The organism is Paraburkholderia tropica (assembly GCF_014171495.1).
In the GTDB taxonomy this organism is placed as follows: Bacteria; Pseudomonadota; Gammaproteobacteria; order Burkholderiales; family Burkholderiaceae; genus Paraburkholderia; species Paraburkholderia tropica.
This window is the reverse complement of the sequence record NZ_CP049137.1, coordinates 438,979-462,642: the sequence shown is the minus strand read 5'-3', so window position 1 is coordinate 462,642 and position 23,664 is coordinate 438,979. Positions and strand designations below refer to the sequence as shown.

General features: G+C 65.9%; 20 protein-coding genes. 9 read left to right on the top strand and 11 right to left on the bottom strand.

Features of this window, described 5'->3' with window-relative positions:
• Positions 1 to 152 precede the first annotated feature (152 nt).
• A complete protein-coding gene (gene metE, locus G5S35_RS32645; RefSeq protein ID WP_183040533.1) occupies positions 153 to 2,447 on the top strand; it encodes a 5-methyltetrahydropteroyltriglutamate--homocysteine S-methyltransferase in 2,295 nt (764 codons plus the stop codon).
• A 45-nt stretch (positions 2,448 to 2,492) separates the two neighbouring features.
• On the opposite strand, the gene G5S35_RS32640 is transcribed toward metE, so the two are convergent.
• The 4 genes from G5S35_RS32640 to G5S35_RS32625 all read right to left on the bottom strand — a co-directional run bounded on the left by G5S35_RS32640 (position 2,493) and on the right by G5S35_RS32625 (position 6,505).
• Positions 2,493 to 3,776, bottom strand: a complete 1,284-nt coding sequence (locus tag G5S35_RS32640) for a citrate synthase (RefSeq protein ID WP_065057914.1) — start codon at positions 3,774 to 3,776, stop codon at positions 2,493 to 2,495.
• A 104-nt stretch (positions 3,777 to 3,880) separates the two neighbouring features.
• The gene (locus tag G5S35_RS32635; protein WP_065057915.1) at positions 3,881 to 4,291 is read right to left on the bottom strand and encodes a VOC family protein; all 411 of its coding nucleotides are present in this window, start codon (positions 4,289 to 4,291) and stop codon (positions 3,881 to 3,883) included.
• A 39-nt stretch (positions 4,292 to 4,330) separates the two neighbouring features.
• Entirely contained in the window at positions 4,331 to 5,653 is a 1,323-nt protein-coding gene (locus G5S35_RS32630; RefSeq protein WP_074986552.1) for an MFS transporter, read from the bottom strand.
• 69 nt (positions 5,654 to 5,722) lie between these two features.
• On the bottom strand, positions 5,723 to 6,505 hold the full coding sequence (locus tag G5S35_RS32625; RefSeq protein WP_124261614.1) for an SDR family oxidoreductase: 783 nt from the start codon (positions 6,503 to 6,505) through the stop codon (positions 5,723 to 5,725).
• Positions 6,506 to 6,829: 324 nt separating this feature from the next.
• Here G5S35_RS32625 and G5S35_RS32620 point away from each other — a divergent pair, with 324 nt between their 5' ends.
• From G5S35_RS32620 to G5S35_RS32595, 6 genes are all read left to right on the top strand, one after another.
• Positions 6,830 to 7,792 carry a 2-hydroxyacid dehydrogenase gene (locus G5S35_RS32620; RefSeq protein WP_065057854.1) on the top strand — a complete coding sequence of 321 codons (963 nt, stop codon included), beginning with the start codon at positions 6,830 to 6,832 and terminating at the stop codon, positions 7,790 to 7,792.
• Between the two features lie 444 nt (positions 7,793 to 8,236).
• Complete coding sequence (locus tag G5S35_RS32615; RefSeq protein WP_074986624.1) at positions 8,237 to 9,763, top strand: sugar ABC transporter ATP-binding protein; 1,527 nt, start codon at positions 8,237 to 8,239, stop codon at positions 9,761 to 9,763.
• Positions 9,760 to 10,698: an ABC transporter permease gene (locus tag G5S35_RS32610; RefSeq protein WP_065057855.1), complete on the top strand. Its 939-nt coding sequence runs from the start codon at positions 9,760 to 9,762 to the stop codon at positions 10,696 to 10,698. Before G5S35_RS32615 ends, G5S35_RS32610 begins: the two co-directional genes overlap by 4 nt.
• On the top strand, positions 10,695 to 11,705 hold the full coding sequence (locus G5S35_RS32605) for an ABC transporter permease (RefSeq protein ID WP_176081619.1): 1,011 nt from the start codon (positions 10,695 to 10,697) through the stop codon (positions 11,703 to 11,705). The genes G5S35_RS32610 and G5S35_RS32605 overlap by 4 nt, the downstream gene beginning before the upstream one ends.
• 124 nt (positions 11,706 to 11,829) lie before the next feature.
• A complete protein-coding gene (locus G5S35_RS32600) occupies positions 11,830 to 12,732 on the top strand; it encodes an SMP-30/gluconolactonase/LRE family protein (RefSeq protein WP_183040532.1) in 903 nt (300 codons plus the stop codon).
• 54 nt (positions 12,733 to 12,786) lie between these two features.
• The gene (locus tag G5S35_RS32595; RefSeq protein ID WP_065057858.1) at positions 12,787 to 13,815 is read left to right on the top strand and encodes an ABC transporter substrate-binding protein; all 1,029 of its coding nucleotides are present in this window, start codon (positions 12,787 to 12,789) and stop codon (positions 13,813 to 13,815) included.
• Positions 13,816 to 13,917: 102 nt separating this feature from the next.
• Here the strand turns inward: G5S35_RS32595 and G5S35_RS32590 are convergent, their stop codons facing one another.
• From G5S35_RS32590 to G5S35_RS32580, 3 genes are read right to left on the bottom strand one after another with little or no spacing between them, the layout of a single operon-like run.
• Entirely contained in the window at positions 13,918 to 14,847 is a 930-nt protein-coding gene (locus G5S35_RS32590) for a dihydrodipicolinate synthase family protein (RefSeq protein ID WP_183040531.1), read from the bottom strand.
• A 49-nt stretch (positions 14,848 to 14,896) separates the two neighbouring features.
• Positions 14,897 to 16,477: a UxaA family hydrolase gene (locus G5S35_RS32585; RefSeq protein ID WP_080180331.1), complete on the bottom strand. Its 1,581-nt coding sequence runs from the start codon at positions 16,475 to 16,477 to the stop codon at positions 14,897 to 14,899.
• Between the two features lie 30 nt (positions 16,478 to 16,507).
• Entirely contained in the window at positions 16,508 to 17,857 is a 1,350-nt protein-coding gene (locus G5S35_RS32580) for an MFS transporter (protein WP_183040530.1), read from the bottom strand.
• A gap of 235 nt (positions 17,858 to 18,092) precedes the next feature.
• Between G5S35_RS32580 and G5S35_RS32575 the strand changes: the two genes are divergently transcribed.
• Positions 18,093 to 18,824 carry a GntR family transcriptional regulator gene (locus G5S35_RS32575; protein WP_080180332.1) on the top strand — a complete coding sequence of 244 codons (732 nt, stop codon included), beginning with the start codon at positions 18,093 to 18,095 and terminating at the stop codon, positions 18,822 to 18,824.
• A gap of 27 nt (positions 18,825 to 18,851) precedes the next feature.
• Here the strand turns inward: G5S35_RS32575 and G5S35_RS32570 are convergent, their stop codons facing one another.
• The 4 genes from G5S35_RS32570 to G5S35_RS32555 form a co-directional block, all read right to left on the bottom strand.
• Positions 18,852 to 19,859, bottom strand: a complete 1,008-nt coding sequence (locus G5S35_RS32570; protein ID WP_183040529.1) for a helix-turn-helix domain-containing protein — start codon at positions 19,857 to 19,859, stop codon at positions 18,852 to 18,854.
• A 138-nt stretch (positions 19,860 to 19,997) separates the two neighbouring features.
• The gene (locus G5S35_RS32565; protein WP_080180333.1) at positions 19,998 to 20,531 is read right to left on the bottom strand and encodes a hypothetical protein; all 534 of its coding nucleotides are present in this window, start codon (positions 20,529 to 20,531) and stop codon (positions 19,998 to 20,000) included.
• Positions 20,532 to 20,718: 187 nt separating this feature from the next.
• Positions 20,719 to 21,012: a hypothetical protein gene (locus tag G5S35_RS32560; protein WP_080180334.1), complete on the bottom strand. Its 294-nt coding sequence runs from the start codon at positions 21,010 to 21,012 to the stop codon at positions 20,719 to 20,721.
• Positions 21,013 to 21,269: 257 nt separating this feature from the next.
• Positions 21,270 to 22,277 (bottom strand): GlxA family transcriptional regulator, encoded by a 1,008-nt coding sequence (locus tag G5S35_RS32555; RefSeq protein WP_183040528.1) that lies wholly within the window; start codon positions 22,275 to 22,277, stop codon positions 21,270 to 21,272.
• Positions 22,278 to 22,545: 268 nt separating this feature from the next.
• Here G5S35_RS32555 and G5S35_RS32550 point away from each other — a divergent pair, with 268 nt between their 5' ends.
• Positions 22,546 to 23,538: a helix-turn-helix domain-containing protein gene (locus tag G5S35_RS32550; protein WP_065057865.1), complete on the top strand. Its 993-nt coding sequence runs from the start codon at positions 22,546 to 22,548 to the stop codon at positions 23,536 to 23,538.
• Positions 23,539 to 23,664 lie beyond the last annotated feature (126 nt).

Below are 23,664 nucleotides of genomic sequence, written 5' to 3'. Positions count from 1 at the left end.
GAAATAGGGAGTCCGGCGGAGAGAGCCGCAAAGCGACTCCGGTTCAGATGAAAATTTCTAATGGATGGATGAAATAATGCCATTTTTCTTCATCATCAGAAAGCCCTATGATCGCTGCCACTTCGGCACTTTTTTATCGGACGGCAGCGCATATGGTCACGACACACAACCTCGGCTTCCCGCGCATCGGCGCGAAACGCGAACTGAAATTCGGCCTCGAGCGCTACTGGAAAGGCGAGAGTTCGCGCGACGAACTGACGGCGCTGGGCGCCGAACTGCGCGCGCGCCACTGGGCCAGCCAGCGCGCGCTCGACTTCGCGCCGGTCGGCGACTTTGCGTTCTACGACCACGTGCTCGACATGAGCTTTACGCTCGGCAATCTGCCGGAACGCGTGCAGGGCTTCCACGGCGACAAGCTCGACAACGCCTTTCGCGTGGCGCGCGGCCGTTCGGCGGCGGGCGAGCAAGACCATGCGGGCTGCTGCGGCGGCGTGGCGGCGGGCGAAATGACGAAGTGGTTCGATACGAACTACCACTACATCGTCCCCGAATTCACGGCGCAGACGCAGTTCAATCTCGACTTCTCGCGCCTCTCGGCGCAACTGAAAGAAGCGCAGGCGCAGGGCGTGAAGGCCAAGCCGGTGATCGTCGGGCCACTCACGTATCTGTGGCTCGGCAAGGCGAAGGACGACTCGGACAAGCTCGCGCTGCTGCCGCGCCTGATGGCGGTCTATCGCGCACTGCTCAGTCATTTCAACGCGGTGGGCGTGGAGTGGGTGCAGATCGACGAGCCGATTCTCGTGACCGAACTGGAGCCGGCGTGGCGCGAGGCCTTCGTGCGCGCTTACGAAGGCTTCGAGGAACGCAGCGTGAAGCTGCTGCTGGCGACGTACTTCGGCGAGCTCAAGGAGAATCTCGATCTCGCCTGCGGGCTGCCCGTCGACGGCCTGCATATCGATGCGATCAACGCGCGCGAGGAAGTGGCGCTGGCCGCGCAGACACTGCCTGCGACGAGCGTGCTTTCGGTGGGCGCGATCAACGGCCGCAACATCTGGAAGACCGACCTGAACGCCACGCTCGACTGGCTCGCGCCGCTCGCGCGGGAACTGGGCGAGCGTCTGTGGATCGCGCCGTCATGCTCGCTGCTGCATGTGCCGGTCGACCTCGCGGGCGAGATCAAGCTCGACGCCGAGATCCGCTCATGGCTCGCGTTCGCGCTGCAAAAGCTCGACGAAGTGCAGGTGCTGGCGACGGCGCTCAACGCGGGGCGCGACGCCGTGGCGGCCGAACTCGCTGCGAACGCCGCGGCCATCGGCGCGCGTCGCCGCTCGCCGCGCGTCAACAATCCAGTGGTGCAGGCCGCGTTGGCGCGTATCGACGCGAAGCTCGGCCATCGTCAGCACGCTTACGCCGAGCGCGCCGCGAAGCAGGCCGCGCTGCTGAACCTGCCCGCGTATCCGACCACCACGATCGGCTCGTTTCCGCAGACCGGCGAGATCCGCCAGGCGCGCAGCCAGTACAAGCGCGGCGCGCTCGATCACGCGGGCTATCAGGCCGCGATGCGCGCCGAGATCGAGCGCAGCGTGCGCGAGCAGGAAAAACTCGGGCTGGACGTGCTCGTGCACGGCGAAGCCGAGCGCAACGACATGGTCGAATACTTCGGCGAACAGCTCGACGGCTACGCGTTCAGCGAGTTCGGCTGGGTGCAGTCGTATGGCTCGCGCTGCGTGAAGCCGCCGATTCTGTTCGGCGACATCAGCCGCCCGAAGGCCATGACGGTCGAGTGGATCGCCTACGCGCAATCGCTCACGAACAAGCCGATGAAGGGCATGCTCACGGGCCCGGTGACGATCCTCAACTGGTCCTTCGTGCGCGACGACCAGCCGCGTTCGGTGTCGTGCTACCAGCTCGCGCTGGCGATCCGCGACGAAGTGCTCGACCTCGAAAAGGCGGGCGTGCGCGTGATCCAGATCGACGAGGCCGCGCTGCGCGAAGGTCTGCCGCTGCGTCGCGCGCAGTGGGGCGAGTATCTGCGCTGGGCGGTGGAATCGTTCCGCATCACGGCGAACGGCGTGAGCGACGACACGCAGATCCACACCCATATGTGCTATTCGGAGTTCAACGACATCATCGCGTCGATCGCCGATATGGACGCCGACGTGATCACGATCGAGACCTCGCGCTCGGATATGGAACTGCTCGACGCGTTCGACCATTTCAAGTATCCGAACGAGATCGGCCCGGGCGTGTACGACATTCACTCGCCGAATATCCCGACGCAGGAGCACATCGTGCAACTGATGCAGAAGGCGGCCGAGCGCATTCCGGCGCAGCGTCTGTGGGTCAATCCGGATTGCGGGCTGAAGACGCGTCAGTGGGCCGAGGTGATTCCGGCGCTCACCAACATGGTGGCGGCTGCGAAGACGCTGCGCAGCGAGGCGCGATAACGCGATACCTTGCAACGCAACTTGCGCAAGTGAGCCGGCGGCAGCTCAGCTGCCGGCGACCTTGAACAGCCGGTTCTTCTGTAGCGTCTTTTCGTCGGGCGTGGTGCTTTTGCTCCGGCGCGGCGCAAGCGTTTTCGCGGCAGGATCGGCCACGCCCGCTTCTTCGAGCGGCGGCCCGGTATAGCGTCCGCGCGGACGGATCACCTTGCCCACCCGCAGTTGCTCGATGCAATGCGCGAGCAGCCCCACGCAGCGCGCCGTGGCGAACAGCGCGAACGCGGTGTCGCGCGGCAGATCGAGTTGCGCGGCGAGCGTCGCCAGCGCCACGTCGATGGTCGGCTTGAGGCCGGTGAGCTTCACCACCTTGGCGATGAACGCCGCGAGTTCCGGCGGCGGATCGAGCGCGTCGAGCAGCGCTTCGGCGCGCGGGTCGCCGTCCGGATAGAGGTGATGGCCGAAGCCCGGCAGCGGAATCGCCGAGCGCAGATGATGCGTGACGACCTGATCCGCGCCCAGCCGGTTCACGTCGTCGAAGACGGCGCGCACGCGCCCGGAGGCGTCGCCGTGCAGCGGCCCCGAAAAGGTCGCGAGACCCGTGAGCAGGCAGCCGGGCAGCGATGCGCCGGTGGAGGCCGTGATGCGCGCGGCAAACGCCGAACTCGTGATCTCGTGGTCGGCGACCAGCACCATCGCCTTGCGGATCAGCTCCGCGCCGGATGCGTCTTGTCCCCAGCCTTGTGCGAGCCGTGCGTGGATCGGCGTGCCTGCGCCTCCTTCACGCGTGTCGCCGCACGCACCGAAGGCCCGCGCGACGGTCGCGACCAGTTGACCGGCTTCGGCATGCAGGGCCGCGTCCGTGCGCCCGAGCGTGGAATGGCCGTTGGCCGCGAGCGCGGCGAGCGACGTGAACGCGCATTGGCGACCGCGCGTTTCGCCCTGTAGCGCCGGGCCGTCGTCGTCGAAGGGGAACGAGACGGGCGCGCGCGCGTTCCAGAGCAGCGTGGCGACGTCCTCCAGCGTGGCGTGCTGCGCGAGCGCGATGGTGTCGCGTCCGCGATAGTACGGATGCCCTTTCGCGAACGTGGTGATGCCGCTATAGATGCACGGTTCCGCGCCGAAGATCGTGCCCGCCGCGAGCGCCTCGCGCTTGCGGCCGACCTGCTTCTTGCGGCACAGTCGCGCGACGTCGTCGGCGCGATAGAGGCTTTTGCGCGGATCGTGCGGATCGGGCATCACGGCGATATTGCCGCGGCTCGCGTAGGCGTAGACGGTTTGCGCTTGCACGCCGAGCTGGCGGGCGGCTTCGGCCAGAGTGATCCAGTTTCGCATGTGAAAACAGGGAACGACGTAGTGAAAACGATGCGGGAGCGACGCGATAAGCGATGCAGGAAGCGCAGCGCGCGCCGTCGACATCGTCCCATCTTGCAGGCTTTCTAGCGAAAAGTCATCTCGGCGGGGCGGCGCTCCAGCACCTCGACGAGCACTTCGCCCGGCGCGCGCACGAAGCAAGCGCGCACGCCGGGCCGGATCTGGCGCACCGGCTCGACGATCTGCGCCTCGCAGCACGTGAGATGGGCGAAGGCCGCGTCGATATCGTCCACGGTCACGCCGAAATGGTCGATGCCTTCGCGGCGCGTGCGCGGCTCGCTCGATTGAATCTGCGCAGGCGCGAGCGGCGTAATGAACAGATCGACACCGCCGACGCGCAAATCCACGCGCCCAGGCCGCCGCACGATTTCGGCGTTCAGGCAGCGCGCGAACCAGGCGGCCGTGGCTTCGGCGTCGGCGGAACAGAGTTGCAGATGATCCCATCGGCATTCGACGGGCGATGACAGGTTCGACATGCGCGGCTCCAGTGGGTTTGCGTTTGCGTGTGCGTGCATTTATTCGAGTTCGATGCGGGAGAGCTTGCCGAGCAGCACGGAATACGAAAGCGTGCCGACGAGGCAGATCGCGCCCATCAGATTCAGCGCCCAGTAGAAGTGCCCCGTGTGCTGCGTGATATAGCCGATCATGAGCGGCGTGGTGACGCCCGCGATATTGGCGGCGAGACTGGTGATGCTGCTCGTCAGGCCCACATACTGACGCGGCGCGATTTCGGCCACGGCGGCCCACGACATCGAGCCCACGCCCTGCGCGAAGAACGCGACGGTCAGCACGGCGATCACGAGTTCGTTCGATTCGACGAAATTCACCAGCACGATCGACGCGCCCAGCAAGGTGCCGACGATCAGCGGCGCCTTGCGCGCGGCGGACACCGACACGCCGCGGCGGATGCAGAAGTCCGAAATGAAGCCCGCGCTGAGAATGCCGACCGTCGCGCCCAGAAACGGCAGCGCCTGGAAAATGCCGACCTTGATCATCGACATGTGGCGCGCTTCGACCAGATAGGTCATGAACCACGTCGTGAAGAAAACGAGCAGCGTGTTGTTGCAGAACTTGCCGAGACAGATGGCGAGAATCTGGCGATAGCCGAGCAGTTTGAGCGCCATGCGCCAGTTGAACTTGTCGCGCGGTTTGCGCGAGGCGGGCGTGACGCCGCCGTTGATGTGCTGCAATTCGGCGGCGTTCACGGCGCGATGCCGGGCCGGATCGCGATAGGTGCGATACCAGAGCGCACTGAACAGAATGCCGAATCCGCCCGTCACGAAGAAGACCGTGCGCCAGCCGTACATCGACGAAATCCACAGCAGCAGACCCGTGAACAAGGGCGTGCCGATGTACTGCCCCATCACGTAGACGCTGGTGGCGAAACCGCGTTCCTGCACCGGGAACCAGAGCGTGACGGCGCGCGTGTTCGACGGAAACGCGGGCGTTTCGAGCGCGCCCATCGCGAGGCGCGAACCGAGCAGCATGTGATAGCCGTTCGCGAAGCCCTGAGTGAGCGTCGCGAACGACCAGCCCACCAGCGAGAGCGCATAGGCGAGACGCGAGCCGAGCACGTCGGTGAGCACGCCGCCCGGCACGAGCGCGATCGAATAGGCGAGGCCGAATGCGGCGAACAACTCGCCCATCTGCATCTTGTTCAGGCCGAGATCCTTCGAGAGCGAAGGCGCGACGATGCCGAGCGCCGAGCGGTCGACGTAATTCAGAATGGTCGCGATCAGCAGCATCGAGAGCACGGCATAGCGGACTTTCGTGCGCTTCTCGCTCTGCGACCAGGCGGGCGTGCCGGCGGGTAACGGTTGTTCCTCTGCGTATTTCATCGGTGTCTCCATGTCAGGCGGCTTTTGTTATGAGGTCCATGTGAATGGACCGGCCTGCAGCGATTGCGGCTAGCCGCGGCCGACGAAAGGCATCGTGGTGGCCATGATCGTCATGTCGAGAATGTTGGCCTCGGGCGGCAGCATCGCCATATGCACGACCGCGTTCGCCACATGCGCGACATCCATGCGCGCTTCCGGCGCCATGCGTCCGTCGGCCTGCATGACGCCCTGATTCATGCGCTCCGTGAGCGGCGTCGCCGCGTTGCCGATATCGATCTGCCCGCATGCGATGTTGTACGCGCGGCCGTCGAGCGCGATCGAGCGCGTGATGCCGGTCACGGCATGCTTGGTCGCCGAATACGCGATCGTGTGCGGACGCGGCGAATGCGCGGAGATCGAACCGTTATTGATGATGCGTCCGCCTTGCGGCGTTTGCGCTTTCATCTGCCGATACGCGGCGCGCGCGCACAGAAACACGCCTGTGAGATTGGTGGCGACCACGTCGTTCCAGAGATCGGGTTCGTAGTCTTCGAGCGGCACCGCGCCCGCGTTGCGGCCCGCATTGTTGAAGAGCACGTCGAGACGGCCGAAGCGGTGCGCGATCTGCGCGAAGGCGCGATCGACGGAATCGGCTTGCGTGACGTCGGCGCAAAAGGGTTCAGCCTCGCCGCCTGCGAGGCCGATGGCTTCGCGCGTTTCCAGCAAGGGTTCGATGCGGCGGCCAATCAGCGCGACGCTGAAGCCGGCCTGGGCGAGCGCGATGGCGCTGGCGCGGCCGATGCCGGAGCCCGCGCCCGTGACGGCGGCGATGCGCTTTGAAGCGGATGGCGAAGCAGGATGCGAAGCAGACATTTCCCGTCCTCTGGTCGATTCGGTTGAACACGGAAAAAGGATTGCATTCGCCTGACACGGCCAGCAATCTTGATTCGCTCAATCAACATCAGAGAGCCTGCTGGCCGGGGCGCCCATCAGGGAATGTCCCGATGCGGCGTGTGCATTTCATGCGCGGTCTGAAACCGCGAAAACCCCACGAAATAGGGCGCAAAGCTCAGCGCCAGGCGCCACGCGAAGCCCAACGGCGTGCGCGCCGCATAAGTTGATTGATCGAATCAAGATTGACGCGCCGGTGTGCGGCTTCGTAGTCTCTCGTCGTCATTCGACCCAAAGGAAAGCACGATGCCGGACACTCAACGCACCCGATTGCTCATCGCACGCAAGGTCCCCGCGGCCGTGGCGAAACGCGCGGAAACCGAATTTCACGCCTACGTGACCGACGCCGACATGGACGCGTGGTCCGTGGTCGAGTTCTGCACGAAGCACGCGTTGCCCGCCGTGCTGATCGGCAAGAAGTCGGGCTTGCAGGCCGAGCACATCGCCGCGTTGCCGCCGACGCTGAAGATCGTCGCGAACGCGAGCGCGGGCGTCGATCATATGGACGTGGCGGCGGCGCACGCACGCGGAATCGTCGTGACCAACGCGCCCGATGCGTTGACCGAATGCACCGCCGATTTCACGATGCTGCTCGTGCTGGCGGCCTGCCGCCGCGCCTCGGAATACGAGCGCATCATGCGCGCGGGCTGGGGCAAATCGTTCGGCATGACCGACATGCTCGGCACGCGCGTGAACGGCAAGACGCTCGGCATCGTCGGCTTCGGACGGATCGGGCGCGCGGTCGCGCGGCGCGCGCAAGGGTTCGGCATGCGCGTGATCTATACGGATATCCAGCGCGCGGCGCCTGCGCTCGAAAACGGCGCGACGTATTACGAAAGTCTCGACGCCATGCTGCCGCACAGCCAGGTACTGACGCTGCACGTGCCCGGCGGCGGCGCGCCGCTGATGACGGCGCGCGAGTTCGGACGCCTGCCGCAAGGGGCGATCTTCGTGAATGCGGCGCGCGGTGGTCTCGTCGATGAAGACGCGCTGTATGCGGCGCTGACGTCGGGACAACTGCGCGGCGCGGGCCTCGATGTCTATCGCGGCGAGCCGAACGTCGATCCGCGTTTCGCCACGCTCGACAACGTGTTTCTCACGCCGCACATGGCGAGCGCGACCGTGGAAACGCGCGACCAGATGGGCTTTACCGCGCTTGATAACGTCGCGGCCGTGCTCGACGGCGCGAGCGCGCTGAATCCGGTTTAAGCCTCGGCAGGACACTCGCCGCCGTGCAATGCGGCGGCGAGGCGGCAAGACTGCCGCGTGATCCCACTATGTCGGATCGAGCCGCGACCCTCGCGCGGCGGCTGCTATCTAAACACATCGCGAAAGCGATATCGAAACGGATATCGAAAGCGTCCGGATTTTCATTAGATCGATATCGCTCCGGTCCTTAGACTCGGACGGCGGCTTCTTTTAACCGCCGCGCATCGCTTTCTTCACTGTTCGTCTGCCCGCGCGCCGCGCTGCCGGTGCCTCGTCCAGGGGCAAATCCCTATGGGTCAGGTGTTTTGCGCAACATTAGTATATTAGAAAGCCTCCATCGCCCAGATGGAGAACAAGCATGGAGACCTGCGTCGCCGGGATCGACCAATTGGTCGCGACCCGGGCAGACGCCCGCCGCGAAGCGATTTTCGGAGCACGGATGTGATCGATAACATCGAGTCGAAACAAAGCGCGTCCCCCCTCATACGTTTTTCCGGCATCGGCAAGTCCTTCGGCAATGTGAGGGCCTTGTCCGATATCGATTTCGATTTTCTCGCGGGCGAGTGCGTCGGCATCGCCGGGCATAACGGCGCGGGCAAATCCACCTTGATGGCGGTGCTCGCGGGCGTCTATACGCCGACCGACGGCCGCATCGAGACGCACGGCACGCCCGCGCCGCACTACGACGCCGACGCCGCGCGCCTCGCAGGCGTGCGCTGTGTGTTCCAGGAACTGTCGCTCTGCCCGAACCTGAGCATCGCGGAAAACATGTGCGTCGTGCATCCGCGACTGCGTGGACGCGGCTGGCGCAAACGCGCGAGCACGCTCATGCGCGACAAGCTCGCCGAGATCTTTCCCGGCTGCGGCCTGAGCGGCGCGGAACTGGTTTCGGACCTCACGCTCACGCAGCGGCAAATGGTGGAGATCGCGCGCGCGTTCACGGAAACCGACACGCCCGTGCGCCTCGTGATTCTCGACGAACCCACGTCGAGTCTCGACGCGCACACGGCCGAGCAACTGCTCGACTACGTGCGCAAGGCCAACGCGCGCGGCGTGACCTGTCTGCTCGTCACGCACATGCTCGGCGAAATCGAGCGCGTGGCGGATCGCGTGATGGTGATGCGCGACGGCAAACTCGTGCGCATTCTGCCGCGCGAGAACCTCACGCGCGACGCCATCATCCAGGCGATGGGACAGCACGTCGACGTGGCGAACGCGCCGCGCGACGATGCCGCCGCGCACACGGCGCGCGAGCAGGCCACGCGCGATTATCGCTGGGTGATCGGACCGCATCGGCGCGCGGAAATCGACGCGTCGCGCGGCGAAGTGATCGGCTTCGGCGGACTCGCGGGGCAAGGGCAGACCGAAACGCTGCTCGCCATCTACGACATCGCGCAGCGCGCCTCGCGCGACAGCGTGGCCTTCGTCGCTGGCGACCGCGCGCGCGACGGCGTGTTTCCGGTCTGGTCGATTGCGCAGAATCTCGACGTGCGCTGGCTCGGGCGCGGCGGCATGACGGCGCATGAAACCGCCGATAGCGCAGGCAGCGGCCATTCGAAAGGCCTCGGCTGGCTGATCGACTTCAAGGCCGCGCGCGCGCTGGTGGATACGTGGCGCGCGAAGATCGGCATTCGCGGCGCGTCGATGCAATCGAACATTCTCTCGCTCTCGGGCGGCAATCAGCAGAAGGTGCTGTTCGCGCGCGCGCTCGCCTCGAACGCCACGCTGATCCTCATGGACGATCCCACGCGCGGCGTCGATATCGGCACCAAGCGCGAAATCTACGCGCTCGTGCGCGCCGAAGCCGCGAAGGGCCGCACCTTCGTCTGGTACACGACCGAAAACGACGAACTCGCCTATTGCGACCGCACGTTCGTGTTCCGCTCGCGCCGCGTCACGCGCGTGCTGCACGCAGGCGAATGCACGGAAGACGCGCTGCTGGCGGCGAGCTTCGAGGAGCTGGCTGCATGAGTACCGTTCTGACCCAGGCGCGTTTGCGCACGATGCTGCCCGCCGTTTCGCTGTGCGCGGTGCTGGTGCCGATCCTCTTTCTGCAACCGGCCACGCTCAGCTATTTCGGCTCGAATCTGCTGCTCAATCTCGCCGTGCCGCTGGTGCTCGCGACGCTCGCGCAACTCGCGATCATCACCGTGAACGATCTCGATCTGTCGATCGGGCCGTTCGTGAGTCTCGTCGCGTGCATCGGCGCGACGATCCTTGATCAGCATCCGCTGCTCGGCATGCTTGCGCTCGCGGGTTGCGTCGCCGGTTACGCCGCCATCGGCGCGCTGATCGAGATTCGCCGCATTCCGTCGATCGTCGTTACGCTCGGGCTCTCGTTCGTGTGGAGCGGTCTCGCGATCGTGCTGCTGCCTTCGCCGGGCGGCAACAGCCCCGGCTGGCTCGGCTCGGCGATGAGCTTTCAGACGCCGCTCGTGGCCGCGCCCATCGTCTGGTCGGCGGTGATCGCCGTGGTCGCGCATTTTCTGCTGATGCGCAGTTCCGCGGGCGTGCGCAGCCGCGCGGTGGGCGGCAATCCGCGCGCGGTGAGCCGCTTCGGCTGGTCGCTCGTCGGTCGCCGCGCGCTGATGTACGGCGTAGCCGGCGTGTTCGGCGTGCTTTCGGGTCTCGCGCTGCTCGGCCTCACGACCTCTGCCGATGCGAACATCGCGCTGCGCTACACGCTGCTTTCGATCGCGGCCGTGATTCTCGGCGGCGGCGAATTCGTGGGCGGACGCGTGTCGGTGGTCGGCGCGGTGCTCGGCGCGATCACGCTCACGCTCGCGGCTTCGTTTCTTGCGTTTCTCAACATTTCGTCGGACTGGCAGGTCGGCATGCAGGGCGCGATCCTGATCGTCGTGCTGTCGCTGCGCGTCCTGCTTCAACGTAACGGAGAGCGCCAATGACGACGCCTCGTTCCGGCGGCGTCGCCGCCACGTCCGCCGATTCCGCCGAATCGACGCAAGCCGGCCTCGTCGCGCGCCTCAAGGCGCTCGACGCGCCGTGGGCCCTCTCGTTCGCGGGCGCGGTGCTGGTCTGGGCCGCGACGGTCGGTTTCTTCGGCTTGCCGGTGGCCGCCAACGTGCTCGAAACCGCGCTGGTCTACGGCATCTTCATGGTGCTTGTCGGGCTCGGCCAGATGCTCGTGATCACTTCGGGGACCGGCAACATCGACCTCTCGGTGCCGTCGACGATCGCGCTCGCGGGCGTGATCGGCATGCACGTGATGAACGGCAGCGACGCGCGCATCGCGCTCGGCATCGTCGCGGTGATCGGCGTGGGGCTCGCGGTCGGGCTCGCGAATTACGCGCTGATTCGCCTGCTGCGCATTCCGCCGATCATCGCCACGCTGTCGTCGAGCTTCATCATCCAGTCGGTGGCGATCACGCAGGGCGGCAATCTGCCCGCGCCGCCCGCCGCGCTCGGCAGCTTCGCGACCGGCCGTCTGCTGCACATTCCGTATCTCGCGCTGGCCGCCGTGGTGCTCTCGCTGCTGATCGCGCTGCTCATGCATCGCAGCGTGTATGGACGGCGGCTCTCGGCGGTCGGCCAGAATGCGCGCGCCGCGTGGCTCGCGGGCGTGAACGTGCATCGCACGCGCTGCACGGCCTACGTGCTCTCGGCCATCATCGCCTCGCTCGCGGCCGTGTGTCTCGCGGCGGTGGCGGGCGGCGCGGCGCTCGACATGGGCGTCGAATACATGCTGATCTCGATTGCCGTGGTGGTGATCGGCGGCACGCTCGTGACGGGCGGCAAGGCGTCGATACTCGGCGTCTGGGGCGCGTCGATGTTCCTCTTCATGATGACGTCGATCCTCAACGCGGTCGGCGCGGATGCGGGCGTGCGCTCGCTCGTCTACGGCGTGCTCATCATCGCGGTCACGGCGGTCGCGGGCGGGCAGAAGCTGCGCTGACTACGCCTGACGACTCCTGATTACTCATCAGGATGCCTGAATAAACCGGATGTGCGCGGCGCAAGGATGCGCCTGCGCCGCTGCGCTTGCGCCCGCCATCTTCATCGAATAACAAGGAGACACCATGAACGCGCACGACCACGAAGTCCACGATCCGCGTTTTCGGCGGCTGATCCAGCCTAACGCGCTGTTGCAGAAGATCGCGGGCGCCTGCCTGTGGACCGAAGGGCCGGTGTATTTTCCCGCGAGCGATATGCTCGTCTGGAGCGACATTCCGAACAACCGCATGATGCGCTGGGCGCCCGGCATGGGCGTGGGCGTGTTCCGCGCGAACGCGAATTTCAGCAACGGCAACACGCGCGACGGCGAAGGGCGGCTCGTGAGCTGCGAACACGGACGGCGCTGTATTTCGCGCACCGAACACGACGGCAGCGTAACCGTGCTGGCCTCGCATTACGACGGCAAGCGCCTGAATTCGCCGAACGATCTCGTGGTCGATTCGCAAGGCACGATCTGGTTCACCGATCCCGACTACGGCATTCTCAGCGACTACGAAGGCTTTCGCGCCGAGAGCGAGATCGGCGGCTGCCACGTGTATGCGTTCGTGCGCGGCGCGCCGGAACCGCGCCGCGTCGCCGACGACTTCGTCAAGCCGAACGGTCTCGCGTTCTCGCCCGACGAATCGACGCTCTATATCGCCGACTCGGGCGCGTCGCATGTCGAGAACGGTCCGCGCCATATTCGCGCATTCGACGTGCGCGACGGACGGCTCATGAACAGCCGCATTTTCGTGACGATGGAGCAGGGCATTCCGGACGGCCTGCGCGTCGACGAACACGGCAACGTCTGGACCAGCGCCGCCGATGGCGTGCACTGCTATGCGCCGGACGGCACGCTGCTCGGCAAGATCCTGATTCCCGAAGCGGTCGCGAATCTCACGTTCGGCGGCCTCAATCGCAACTGTCTGTTCATCACGGCGACGACCTCGGTCTATTCGCTGCCGGTTGGCGTGCGCGGCGCGCGCTGAATCGACATCGCTGCATCCCGCAAGACAAGAACCCTTAAGAGGAGATGAAATTCGATGCGTAAATTGAGCCACATTGCCAGCGCGGTCGCGCTGATGAGCCTCGCGTTCGCGACGACGGGCGCGCACGCGCAGGTCTCGCAGACCAGCACCGCGACGAAGAAGATCGCGCTGTCGAACAACTACGCGGGCAACGCGTGGCGGCAGACCATGATCAAGGACTGGCAGACGGTGACGAACGAAGCGGTCGCGCAAAAGCGCGTCGCGGCGGCGCCCACCTTCACGACGGCCGAAAACCAGGTGACGGAGCAGGCGCAGCAGATCCAGAACCTGATCCTGCAAGGCTATAGCGCGATCGTCGTCGATGCGGCCTCGCCCACGGCGCTCAACGGCGTCATCAAGCAGGCCTGCGCGGCGGGCATCGTCGTGGTCTCGTACGACGGCATCGTGACCGAGCCGTGCGCGTATCGCGTGTCGTTCGACTTCCATGCGTGGGGCGCGAATCAGGTCGACTATCTCGCGAAGCGTCTGAACGGCAAGGGCACGCTGCTCGAAGTGCGTGGTCTGGCGGGCGTGTCGGTCGACGAAGCGATTCACCAGGGCATCGTCGACGAACTGAAGAAGTATCCGGGCATGAAGATCGTCGCGAGCGTCAACGGCAACTGGACGCAGACGGTCGCACAAAAGGCCGTGGCGGGCGTGCTGCCGACGCTGCCGAAGATCGACGGCGTGACGACCCAGGGCGACGATGGTTTCGGCACCGCGCAGGCATTCAAGGCCGCGGGCCGCCCGACGCCGATCATCGTGCTCGGCAATCGTTACGACGAACTCAACTGGTGGAAGAACCAGGCGGGTGCGGGCTATGAAACGACCTCGGTGTCGAATCCGCCGGGCGCGGTGACGGCGGCGTTCTGGGTCGCGCAGCAGGCGCTCGCGGGCAAGAAGATGCCGAAGGACATTCAGGTGCCGCTCGTGAGCGTGACGCGCGAGACGCTCGATGCGGAGCTTGCCAAACTGAAGCCGGGCGGCGTGAGCGACAAGCTGTATACGGTGGACGAAGCCGTGGCGGTGGTCGACAAGAAGTAAGCTTGAGCCGATGTGAAAAAGGCGCCGCGTTGACATACGCGGCGCCTTTTTTATTGTGTCGATGCGAGCTTGTTGCGGACTTGTCGAGGACTTGTTGCAGACTTACTTACCCCAGCGCAGCACCAGCGGATCGAGCCGCTTCGCGACGCGCAGCAGACTCGCGCACGTGGCCTCGGCCACGCCCGGCAGCGGCGCGCGCACGGCGTCCGAGGCGATCACGCCGCCGGCCTTCATCAGCACCTTCGCGGTCGCGATGCCGCCCTGGCGATTCTCGTGATTGATGAGCGGCAGCCAGCGCTGATACGCGTCTTCGGCGGCCTCGATCTGACCTGCGGCCCACGCGTCCACGATCTGGCGGATGCCGTCGGGATAGCCGCCGCCCGTCATCGCGCCGGTCGCGCCCGCTTCGAGGTCGGCGATCAGCGTGATCGCTTCTTCGCCGTCCCACGGACCGACGATCGCGTCGCCGCCCACGCGTATCAGCTCGCGCAGTTTCGACGCCGCCTGCGGCACTTCGATCTTGAAGTAGCTCACGTGCTCCAGTTCGTGCGCGAGGCGCGCGAGAAACGGCACGGAGAGCGTGGTGCCGCTCATCGGCGCATCCTGGATCATCACCGGAATCGTGACGGCCTCGGACACCGCGCGGAAGAAGCCGTAGATCGCGGCCTCGCTCGCGCGCAGCGTCGCGCCGTGATACGGCGGCATGACCATCACCATCGCGGCGCCCGCATCCTGCGCGGCGCGGCTGCGTTCGGCGCACACGCGCGCGCTGAAATGCGAGGTCGTGACGATCACGGGCACGCGGCCCGCGACGTGTTCGAGCACGCAGCGCATGACGGTTTCGCGTTCGGCGTCGGTCAGCGAAAACTGCTCGGAGAAGTTCGCGAGGATGCACAGGCCGTTCGAGCCCGCGTCGATCATGAAGTCGGTGCAGCGGCGCTGGCCGTCGAGGTCGAGATCGCCGTTCTCCGTGAAGATGGTCGGCATGACCGGGAAAACGCCGCGATAAGGAGTAGGGGATGTCATGGTCATCGGTGATTGAAGCAGTCAGGCCTGGAAAAGAGTGCGGAGTGCGGGCGTTTCAGGTAATCGCGCCGATCTGCCAGGGCACGAATTCGTTCTGACCGTAGCCATGCAGTTCGCTGCGCGTGCGCTTGCCCGAAGCGGCGTCGAGCATCATGCGAAAGAGCGTTTCGCCGAGCGTGTCGATGTCGTCGTGGCCGTCCACCACGCCGCCGCAATTCAGGTCGATGTCGTCGGATTGACGCTTCCAGAGCGCGCTATTCGTGGCGAGCTTCAGCGAAGGCGAGGGCGCGCAGCCATAGGCCGAACCGCGTCCCGTCGTGAAGCAGATCAGGTTCGCGCCGCCGGCAACCTGGCCCGTCGCCGAGATCGGGTCGTAACCGGGCGTGTCCATGAAGACGAGGCCTTTCGCGAGCACCGGCTGCGCGTATTCGTAGACGTCGACGAGATTCGTGCTGCCCGCTTTGGCGATGCCGCCGAGCGATTTTTCGAGCACGGTCGTGAGGCCGCCCGCCTTGTTGCCCGCCGAGGGATTGTTGTTCATCGACGCGTTGTGGCGCGCGCAATAGTCTTCCCACCAGCGGATGCGCGCGACCAGTTTGTCGCCGACTTCGCGCGTGACCGCGCGGCGCGTGAGCAGATGTTCCGCGCCGTAGATCTCGGGCGTTTCGGAGAGGATCGCGGTGCCGCCGTGGCGCACCAGTCGGTCGACGGCCGCGCCGAGCACCGGGTTCGCGGTGATGCCCGAATAGCCGTCCGAGCCGCCGCATTGCAGGCCCACGGTCAGATGGCTCGCGCTCACGCGCTGACGCTGCACGTGATTCGCCGCGCCCAGCATTTCCTTGACGATCTCGATGCCCCTGGCGATGGTTTTCGCCGTGCCGCCGCTGTCCTGAATCGTGAAGGTGCGCAGGCCCGCGTGTTCCTTGAGGCCCTGCGTTTCGAGCAGACGCGGAATCTGGTTCGTCTCGCAGCCAAGGCCGATCACCAGCACGCCCGCGAAATTCGGATGGCACGCGTAGCCGCCCAGCGTGCGTTGCAGCAGCTTGAGCGCTTCGCCTTCGGTGTCCACGGCGCAGCCCACGCCGTGCGTGAGCGCCACCACGCCGTCCACGTTCGGGAAGGCGGCGAGCGCTTCCGGATGAATGTCGCGGCGGAAATGATCGGCGATGGCGCGCGCGACCGTCGCCGAGCAATTCACGGAAGTCAGAATGCCGATGTAATTGCGCGTGGCCACGCGGCCGTCGGCGCGCACGATGCCGTCGAAGCTCGCGCGTTCGCTATCGGCGACGAATGCTGTCGCGCGCGCGCCTTCGCTGAACGCGTAGTCGCGCGCGAATTCGCCCATGTCGAGATTGTGCGTATGCACATGTTCGCCGGGCGCGATGGCCTGACGCGCGAAGCCAATGATCTGACCGTAACGATGCACGGGTGCGCCGGCCGCGATCGCGCGCGTGGCGACCTTGTGGCCCGGGGGAATCAGGCCGCTGACGCGCACGCCGTCGGCTTCGACCGGCATGCCGCCGATCAGTTGTTCGAGCGCGACGACGACATCGTCGGCGGGATGCAGGCGGATCACGCGCGCGGCGGCGGGTTGGGAAGCGTGCGTCGGCGGCATGGCGGAAGTGAGTGTGGACATGGTCGCAAGGTGAGTGAGTGCGCCGCGTGCTCAGTCGAGGCCGCGGTCGCGATAGTCGATGAGACTCGCGCAGACGGCGAGGCCGAACGCGGCGGCGACGAAGAACATCAGCGCGAGAAAATAGGTGCCGGTGGTCTGCACGATGATGCCGATCAGGATCGGCACCACCACGCCGACGATGTTGCCGGAGAAGTTCATCGCGCCCGCGAGCAGGCCGGCGCGCGACTGGCCGCCGAGCGTGGCCGGCACGCCCCAGAACATCCCGCACCAGCGGATGAAGAACAGCGCGATGGAGAGCAGCACGACCACGCTGACGAGGCCGGTGGCGTAGCTCACGGCGAGAATCGCGGCGGCCGAGGCGAGGCCCGCGAAGCCGAACATCGACTTCATCACGCGGTTCGGCTCGCCGCCCTTGGCGCGCCACGTGTCGGCGAGCCAGCCGCCGAACAGTTCGCCGATGAAGCCGCACAGGAAGATCACGAAGGTCGCGCCGCCCATCTGCTTGAGATCGAAGCCGTGCGCCTTGTGCAGATAGCTGGGCATCCACGTCATCAGGCCGTAGAACACGCTGTTGTAGCAGGCCCAGCTCGCGAACATGCAAAGCACCGAACGGTCGGCGAGCACGGCGCGCAGCGGCAGACGCTCGCGCGGCGCGTGTGCGCCCGTGTGACGCTGTGACGGGCGGCGCGCGCCTTCGACGTGCGCGAGTTCGGCGGCATTCACGCCCGGATGCTCGGACGGATGATTGCGGATGTACCACCACGCAATCACGCCCACGATCACCGTGCCCACGCCGGCCACCACGAAGGCGAGGCGCCACGAGCCGAGCCACGCGATCAGCCCGGTGATGATGATCGCGCCGAACGCGGAGCCGAGCGGCGCGCCGCCGTCGAGCAGCGCCGCGCCACGGCCGCGTTCGGACGGCGTGAGCCACGAACCGGCCAGCTTGGCGCCCGCGGGCATGATCGGCGATTCCGCCACGCCGAGGCCGAGCCGCGTGAGCAGCAGCGGAATCCAGTGGAAGCAGCCGGCGGCGACCGCCTGGCACGCGCCCCACGCGACCGTCGCCATGCCGACGAGATTGCGCGCCTTGAAGCGGTCGACCAGCAGGCCGCTCGGGATCTGCATCAGCGCGTAGGTCCAGAAGAACGCGCTCAGCAGCACGCCTTCGAGCGCGGGCGTGAGGTTGAATTCGGTCGAAATGAGCGGCAGCGCCACGGAAAGCGAGGCGCGGTCGATGTAGTTGATCGACGACAGCAACAGCAAGATCCAGAAAATGCGCCAGCGAACGGCGGTGGGCGCGGCGGCCCGGCTGTCTGCCATGGCCGCGGCGCGCGCGCTGCGGTCTCCTCCCGCCGTGGCGGTGTCTTCCAGTTGCATGGTGTCTCCTGTGGGGATCGACGCGGATTCCAGGCCGCGCTCAGTGCACTAGTGAATTAATATATTAGTTCTTCGATGATAGAAGAACCTGGCCGCGATCACAACGAAAGCGGGCGCGACCGAGGGAAATCCCTGGAGCGCCCGTGGGGCGGAGCCTAAAGAATTGGGACACTAATATACTGACGGGATGGTTCCGGCCCGCATGGCGGAACGCCCAGCGCAACCCATCCGAGATATGACAGAAAACCGCAACGAACCGGAGGCGTTCGTCGCCCGGCTCCTTCAGGCCGATTTCCAGCTGGACCGCGCGAACGCGCTATCCACGCAGCTTTACCAGTTGCTGCGCGACGCCATCGTGACGATGACACTGCAACCCGACGACGTGATCTTCGAGCGCGCGCTGGCCGACGCGCTCGGCATTTCGCGCACGCCCGTGCGCGAGGCGCTGCTGCAATTGTCGCGCGAGGAACTGGTGCGCATCGCGGCGCAGTCGGGCACCTTCGTCGCGCCCGTGAAGCGCGAGCAGTTCGCGGAGAGCGCGCTGATCCGCAAAGTGCTGGAGACAGCGAGCATCCGCCGCGCCGCCGAGATCATCACGGCGCGCGAGCTTGAACAGCTGCACGACATTCAGGAAGCGCACCGCCGCGCGATTGCGCGCGATAACGCGGTGGCCGCGATCAGTTGCGACAACGCGTTTCATGCGACCGTTTGCGCGGCCGCGCGGCTGCCGCGCGTGCAGCAACTGGTGGAATTCGCGCGCGCGCCGATCGACCGCGTGCGTCACGTGACCGTGCGCGATCCCGTGGTCGCCGATGTCACGCTTCAGCAGCATCAGGCGATTCTCGAAGCGCTTGAGCGCCACGATCCCGACGCGGCGGAACGCGCGCTGCGCGATCACCTCGACGACGCGTTCGTACGTCAGCAAGCGGCTTACGACGCGAACGTCGATCTGTTCCAGGGCCGCTGAACGCCACGCGCCGCCGCACGCGCGCGATTACAGGGCGAATTGAAGCTCGCTGCGCGCGAGCGCGGGCGTCATGACACGGATCTGCTGAAGCGGCGTGCGGTCGGTCGGGGCGGTTTCGCGCATGCGCCGCTCGCGTTCCGCGGCGAACTGGCGGCGGTAGTCGGTCGGCGTCAGCTGAAAGTGATGGCGGAAGAGTTTGGACAATCCCGCGCCGCTGCCGATGCCGCAGCGGCGCGCGATTTTCTCGACGGGCAGATCGGTTTCCACCAGCAACTGGCAGATCGCCTTGATACGCAGATTCAGCACGTATTCCGAGGGCGTGAAGCCCGTCGCGGCCTTGAAGCGGCGCAGATAATTGCGCTCGCTCATGGCGGCGGCCTGCGCGGCGTCGCGAATGCTCATCGGTTTGTCGACGTGCGCTTCGAGCCAGCGGATCGAGGCGTTGATCCTGTCGTTTGCGAACGAGTTGAAAGCAGGCAGATCGGATAGCGGTTTGTTTGCATAGGTATCCGGACTATCCTGGTGCGTCGTTTTCTTGTCGCTGCGCTCGTCGTCGATCATGCTGCGTGCCGCAGCGATCAGATCGTGCGCAGCGTGAGTCGCATCGTGTGTGGTCACGCCCGCCGCGCGCAGGTGTTGCCGCGTCGATGCGGTCGCGATCACGCGTTCGCCGCTCGATTCCGCGCGCTGGAGCCACGCGACGAGACGCGTATCTTTGAGCGCGGCCGCAAGCCCGCTGCCGCTCAGCACGAAGAACGCGTGGAAATCGCCTTGCAACGGCATCGCTTCGATACGCTCGGTCCAGACGAAGACCGAATTCGCGCTCGCAATCCGGCCGCCCGCGGCGGAGAACAGCACCACGTCGCAAGGCGCGGCGTTGCCGGGAACGGCAGGCGTGTTGTCCGCATCGGCGGGCTGGAACGCGTCGACGAGTCGCGACAACTCGGACAGCGCAAAGCCATTGAACAGCACGATGCCGATCGGCTTTTTCCGGATGGCGTGCGGCGTGGCGAACGGATGCGCAGGACAATACACGATCTGACTTCCCGAAAGAGTGAAGCGAGTGAGTGATGCAGAGAGCGAAGCGCGGCACGCGGACCGGACGCGCGCGGTCCGCGCAGGCGTTTTAGCGCTGCGCCAAAGGCGCAATCGAGCGGGGCGAGCGCCCCTGGCTCACGCTGCGTCGAGTTCGCCGCCGATCATTTCGAGCACGTGGTAGCGCAGTGCAAAATCACCCGACGACGTGGGCATCGCCGCCGCGCCGATCAGATGCGCGAGCCGGAACAGCGCAGCGCGCGGCGGCAGCGCGCCGGACGTCATCCACAAGCCGTCGCGCGTCGGCGGCAAGGCCTTCGCGTGACCGGCGAACAGCGCGATGGCCGCGCCGTCGGCCGGATCCATGCGCGCAATCGCGCGATTCGCGCCCATGCAATTCCAGCAGAACGTGGCGCCGGGCATCTGCGAAGGCTTGATCATATGCACGACCATGTGCGCACCGGGGCTGTCCGGCGCGAGCGCGATGCTCCACCCGATCAGGCCGTCGAGCGTGGGCAGCGCGTCGAGCCACGTCTGCGCGACGGCGGCATCGTAGCCCCATAAGCGGATGGCAATGCGCAGCGGCGCATGCGCAAGCGGGCGCGCGGAATCGGGCAGCGCGGCATCGCGACGATTCACGTTTCGTCCGCCGGTTTGACTGTGCTTCATCATGATGTGGTGAGTCCCGATTGCCTTGGAGAGTGCAGTTTGCAGCGCAAATCGGACAACGCGTGTCCGGATTGCCACACAATTCCAGAAATGAAATGACGAAATTGCCGCCGCGAATTGCGCTCCTTCCGGACACGCTTTGTCCGGCTGATACCCATTGGCCGACGCCTTGCCTGAACTGCCGCGCGTCCTAAATCAGTGTCGCCATATCCGCCGCCGCGAGCGCGTAGCGAATCAGTCGGCGGTCGCCGGAATCGAGCGTGTCGGCGTGAAAGCGCAGCAGATCGCGCAGCGCGCCCGAGAGCCGTTTGGCGCGATGCGCGCCCGGATCGGCCATCGGCCACGCGTGCATCAAATAGGCGAGCGGCACGACGCGGCGGCTTTCGCACCAGCGCTCGAACAGCCGCGTGCAACAACGTTCGATATTGTCGAGCGCATTCGAAGCCTGGACGGGCAATCGCGAATCGACGTCAGATGCACGCATGGCAGGTTCACGTTCCGGTTGAGGTTCAGCGCCAGGATGGCGCGACAGTGCAACAGTGCGCCGTGCAGTTCGCGATGCCGATGGGCCGCTATGAGCGCCAGCCCACATTTCCCGCGCTTTCTGGTACTGACCGGCTTCACAGGCATCGTTGCGATCAGCAATCAATTTAGCAATCCAATATGACGCACGCGCCCGATTGGCTAAATCGCACCCGGTTTGGCCGATCACGACAATCGCGCGCAAAGCAGGCGACGCGATCAGCCCTTATGCGACGCCTGCATTTGCGCGCGGTAATCGGTGGGCGTGGTGTTCAAGCGCCGTCGCAGCAGTTTGGACAGCTGCGCGCCGCCGCGCAGGCCGCAACGGCGCGCGATTTTATCGACGGGCAGGCGCGTGTCGGCGAGCATTTTGCAGCACAGTTCGATGCGTGTCTGCTGAAGATAGTCGGACGGCGTCACGCCGGTTTCCGCCTTGAAACGGCGCTGGAAATTGCGGTTGCTCATCGAGGCGAATTTTGCCGCGTCGTCCGTGCTGATGTCGCGCGTGGCGTTGGTCTCCAGCCAGTGCGCCGCACGCTGGATCTGCTGACTGAGCGCTGCCACCGAGCGTTTGCCCGCGAGCGAGCAGAACTGCCAGCGCAGCGGCTGGCTTGCGCGGCGGCCGATGTCCTGCGCGATGGCCGCGCCGAGGTCGGCTTCGACCAGCGCGAGCGCGAGTTCGACCGGGCTCGTGGCCGCGCCGCTGCGCTCGATGCCGTCGTGTTCCGCCATCGTGCGCGCCACCTGCGCGCGCAGCCACGCGGGGCGCGCCGCTTCTTCGTGCGCTCTGTCGTGTGCTTTGTCGTGTGCTTCACCGTCGGCGATGGCGAAAACCTTGTCGGCCAGTCCGACGAAGCGGTTCAGCGCCGCGCTCGCCGGTTCCTGCGCGGCGTCTTCGCGCGCGGGGTCGCCGGTCGCGACGAACACGGCATGGAAGGCCTCGGCGTGAGCGGGCGGTTCCGCGCGCGCGGTCTGCAGCCCGATCGACGACGCGCTGCGCACGACGCCGCCGTGCACGGAAAGCAGGCGCACGTCATAAGGCAACTCCGCCGTGGCGCCGCCGGCCCGCACCCGGTTCGCGAGATGCAGGATCTCGACGACCGCGCCGACCGGCAACAGCGCAAAACCGTCGCAAACCACGATGCCGATTTTTTTCGCGCGATGACGCCCGGCATTCGCTCGGGGCGTTGCATCGGGCGAAAGTTGTTGCAGCCCCGCATCCGCCATGTTCAGCCATCCTCCCGCCATCGTCGCGATGTCTCTGTGTGTTGGTCCGGCCGTGAGTCCGATTGCCGGTACATCATTGCCGGTGCATCTTAGTCAGCGCGAATCGAAAGGGCGCGGGCGTGGCCGATTGCAACCCATCCTGGGCGGATTCGCGCACATGGGCGAATCCGCCGAGCTGATGTTGAAAACCGACAGGGCCCGCAAGCGCGCGACGCGACAACACTATGATGCGACGCGACGGGAGGCGAATTCATCCATGCAGAGTTCAATGACGCAGAAAGACGATCGAGCCGTGAATGCCGAGGTGGAAGCCGCCGGCCGCACCATCGGCGTGGTGCTGTTCGAAGGCTTCAGCTTCTTGATGATGAGCGTGATTTCCGATTTGTTCCGCTTCGCCAATGAAGCACACGCGGCGCGCTCGAATGGCGCGACGTTTTACGACGTGCGCTTTTTATCGCTCGACGGTGGGCAGATTCGTTCGTCGTCGTCGCTCGATGTGTGGACGCATGCGTGCGAGATGCATCGCGCGACGCGCTTTGACGTGCTGTTCATCGGCGATGGCGAAGGCGCGCGCCTTGCGGCGGCGCAGCCGCGCCTGTTGCGCTGGCTCGCGGCCACGCTGCCCGGCTGCCCGATGGTCGAAGCGTTCGCCGAAGGGCGCGAGGTGCTCGACGCCGCGCGCGCACGCGGCTGGCGCGATGGCGGATGCGGCCAGGCGACCGTGCGCGCGGCCGCCGACGCTTCGGACTGGGCCACGCCCACCACCACCGCGCTCGCGCGCGTGAAGCGCGATCTTGGCGTGCTCGTCGCGCACGAGGTGGCGAGCCGATTGTCGTCGGCGGGTGCGAGCGCGCTGAACTCGGTATTCGTGAAGGGCAGCGCCGCCTCGTCGACGCAACGCGTGCGCGCGGCCGTGCAGTGGTTCGAGGCGAATTGCACGCATGCCGTGCAGGTGTCCGACGTCGCGCGCATGGCGGCGATGAGCGAGCGGAATTTCCTGCGCTGCTTCAAGGTGGAAACCGGACTCACGCCGCTGAAATTCCTGTTGCGCGCGCGGCTTGAATTGACCTCGACGCTGCTCGTCTCGACCGACCTTTCGCTCGACGGTATCGCGAGGCGCTGCGGCTGGCGCGGCGGAGAAACCATGGCGCGCGTATTCGTAAAACGTTTTGCGTGCACGCCGGCGGAGTATCGCTTGCGCGCGCGCTCGCGCATGCCGAAAGCCACCGAATGCATTCCTGTCGTGCAGGGCGCGAACTGAATCTGTTCGGCAATCAACATAATTCACCGAATCGGATATTCACTCTCTATATAGATCCGCCAAAGGTCGCGCGACTTTGGTGCAAAATTGCATAAATGTGAATTGCCGATTCATCGCGCATAAGTA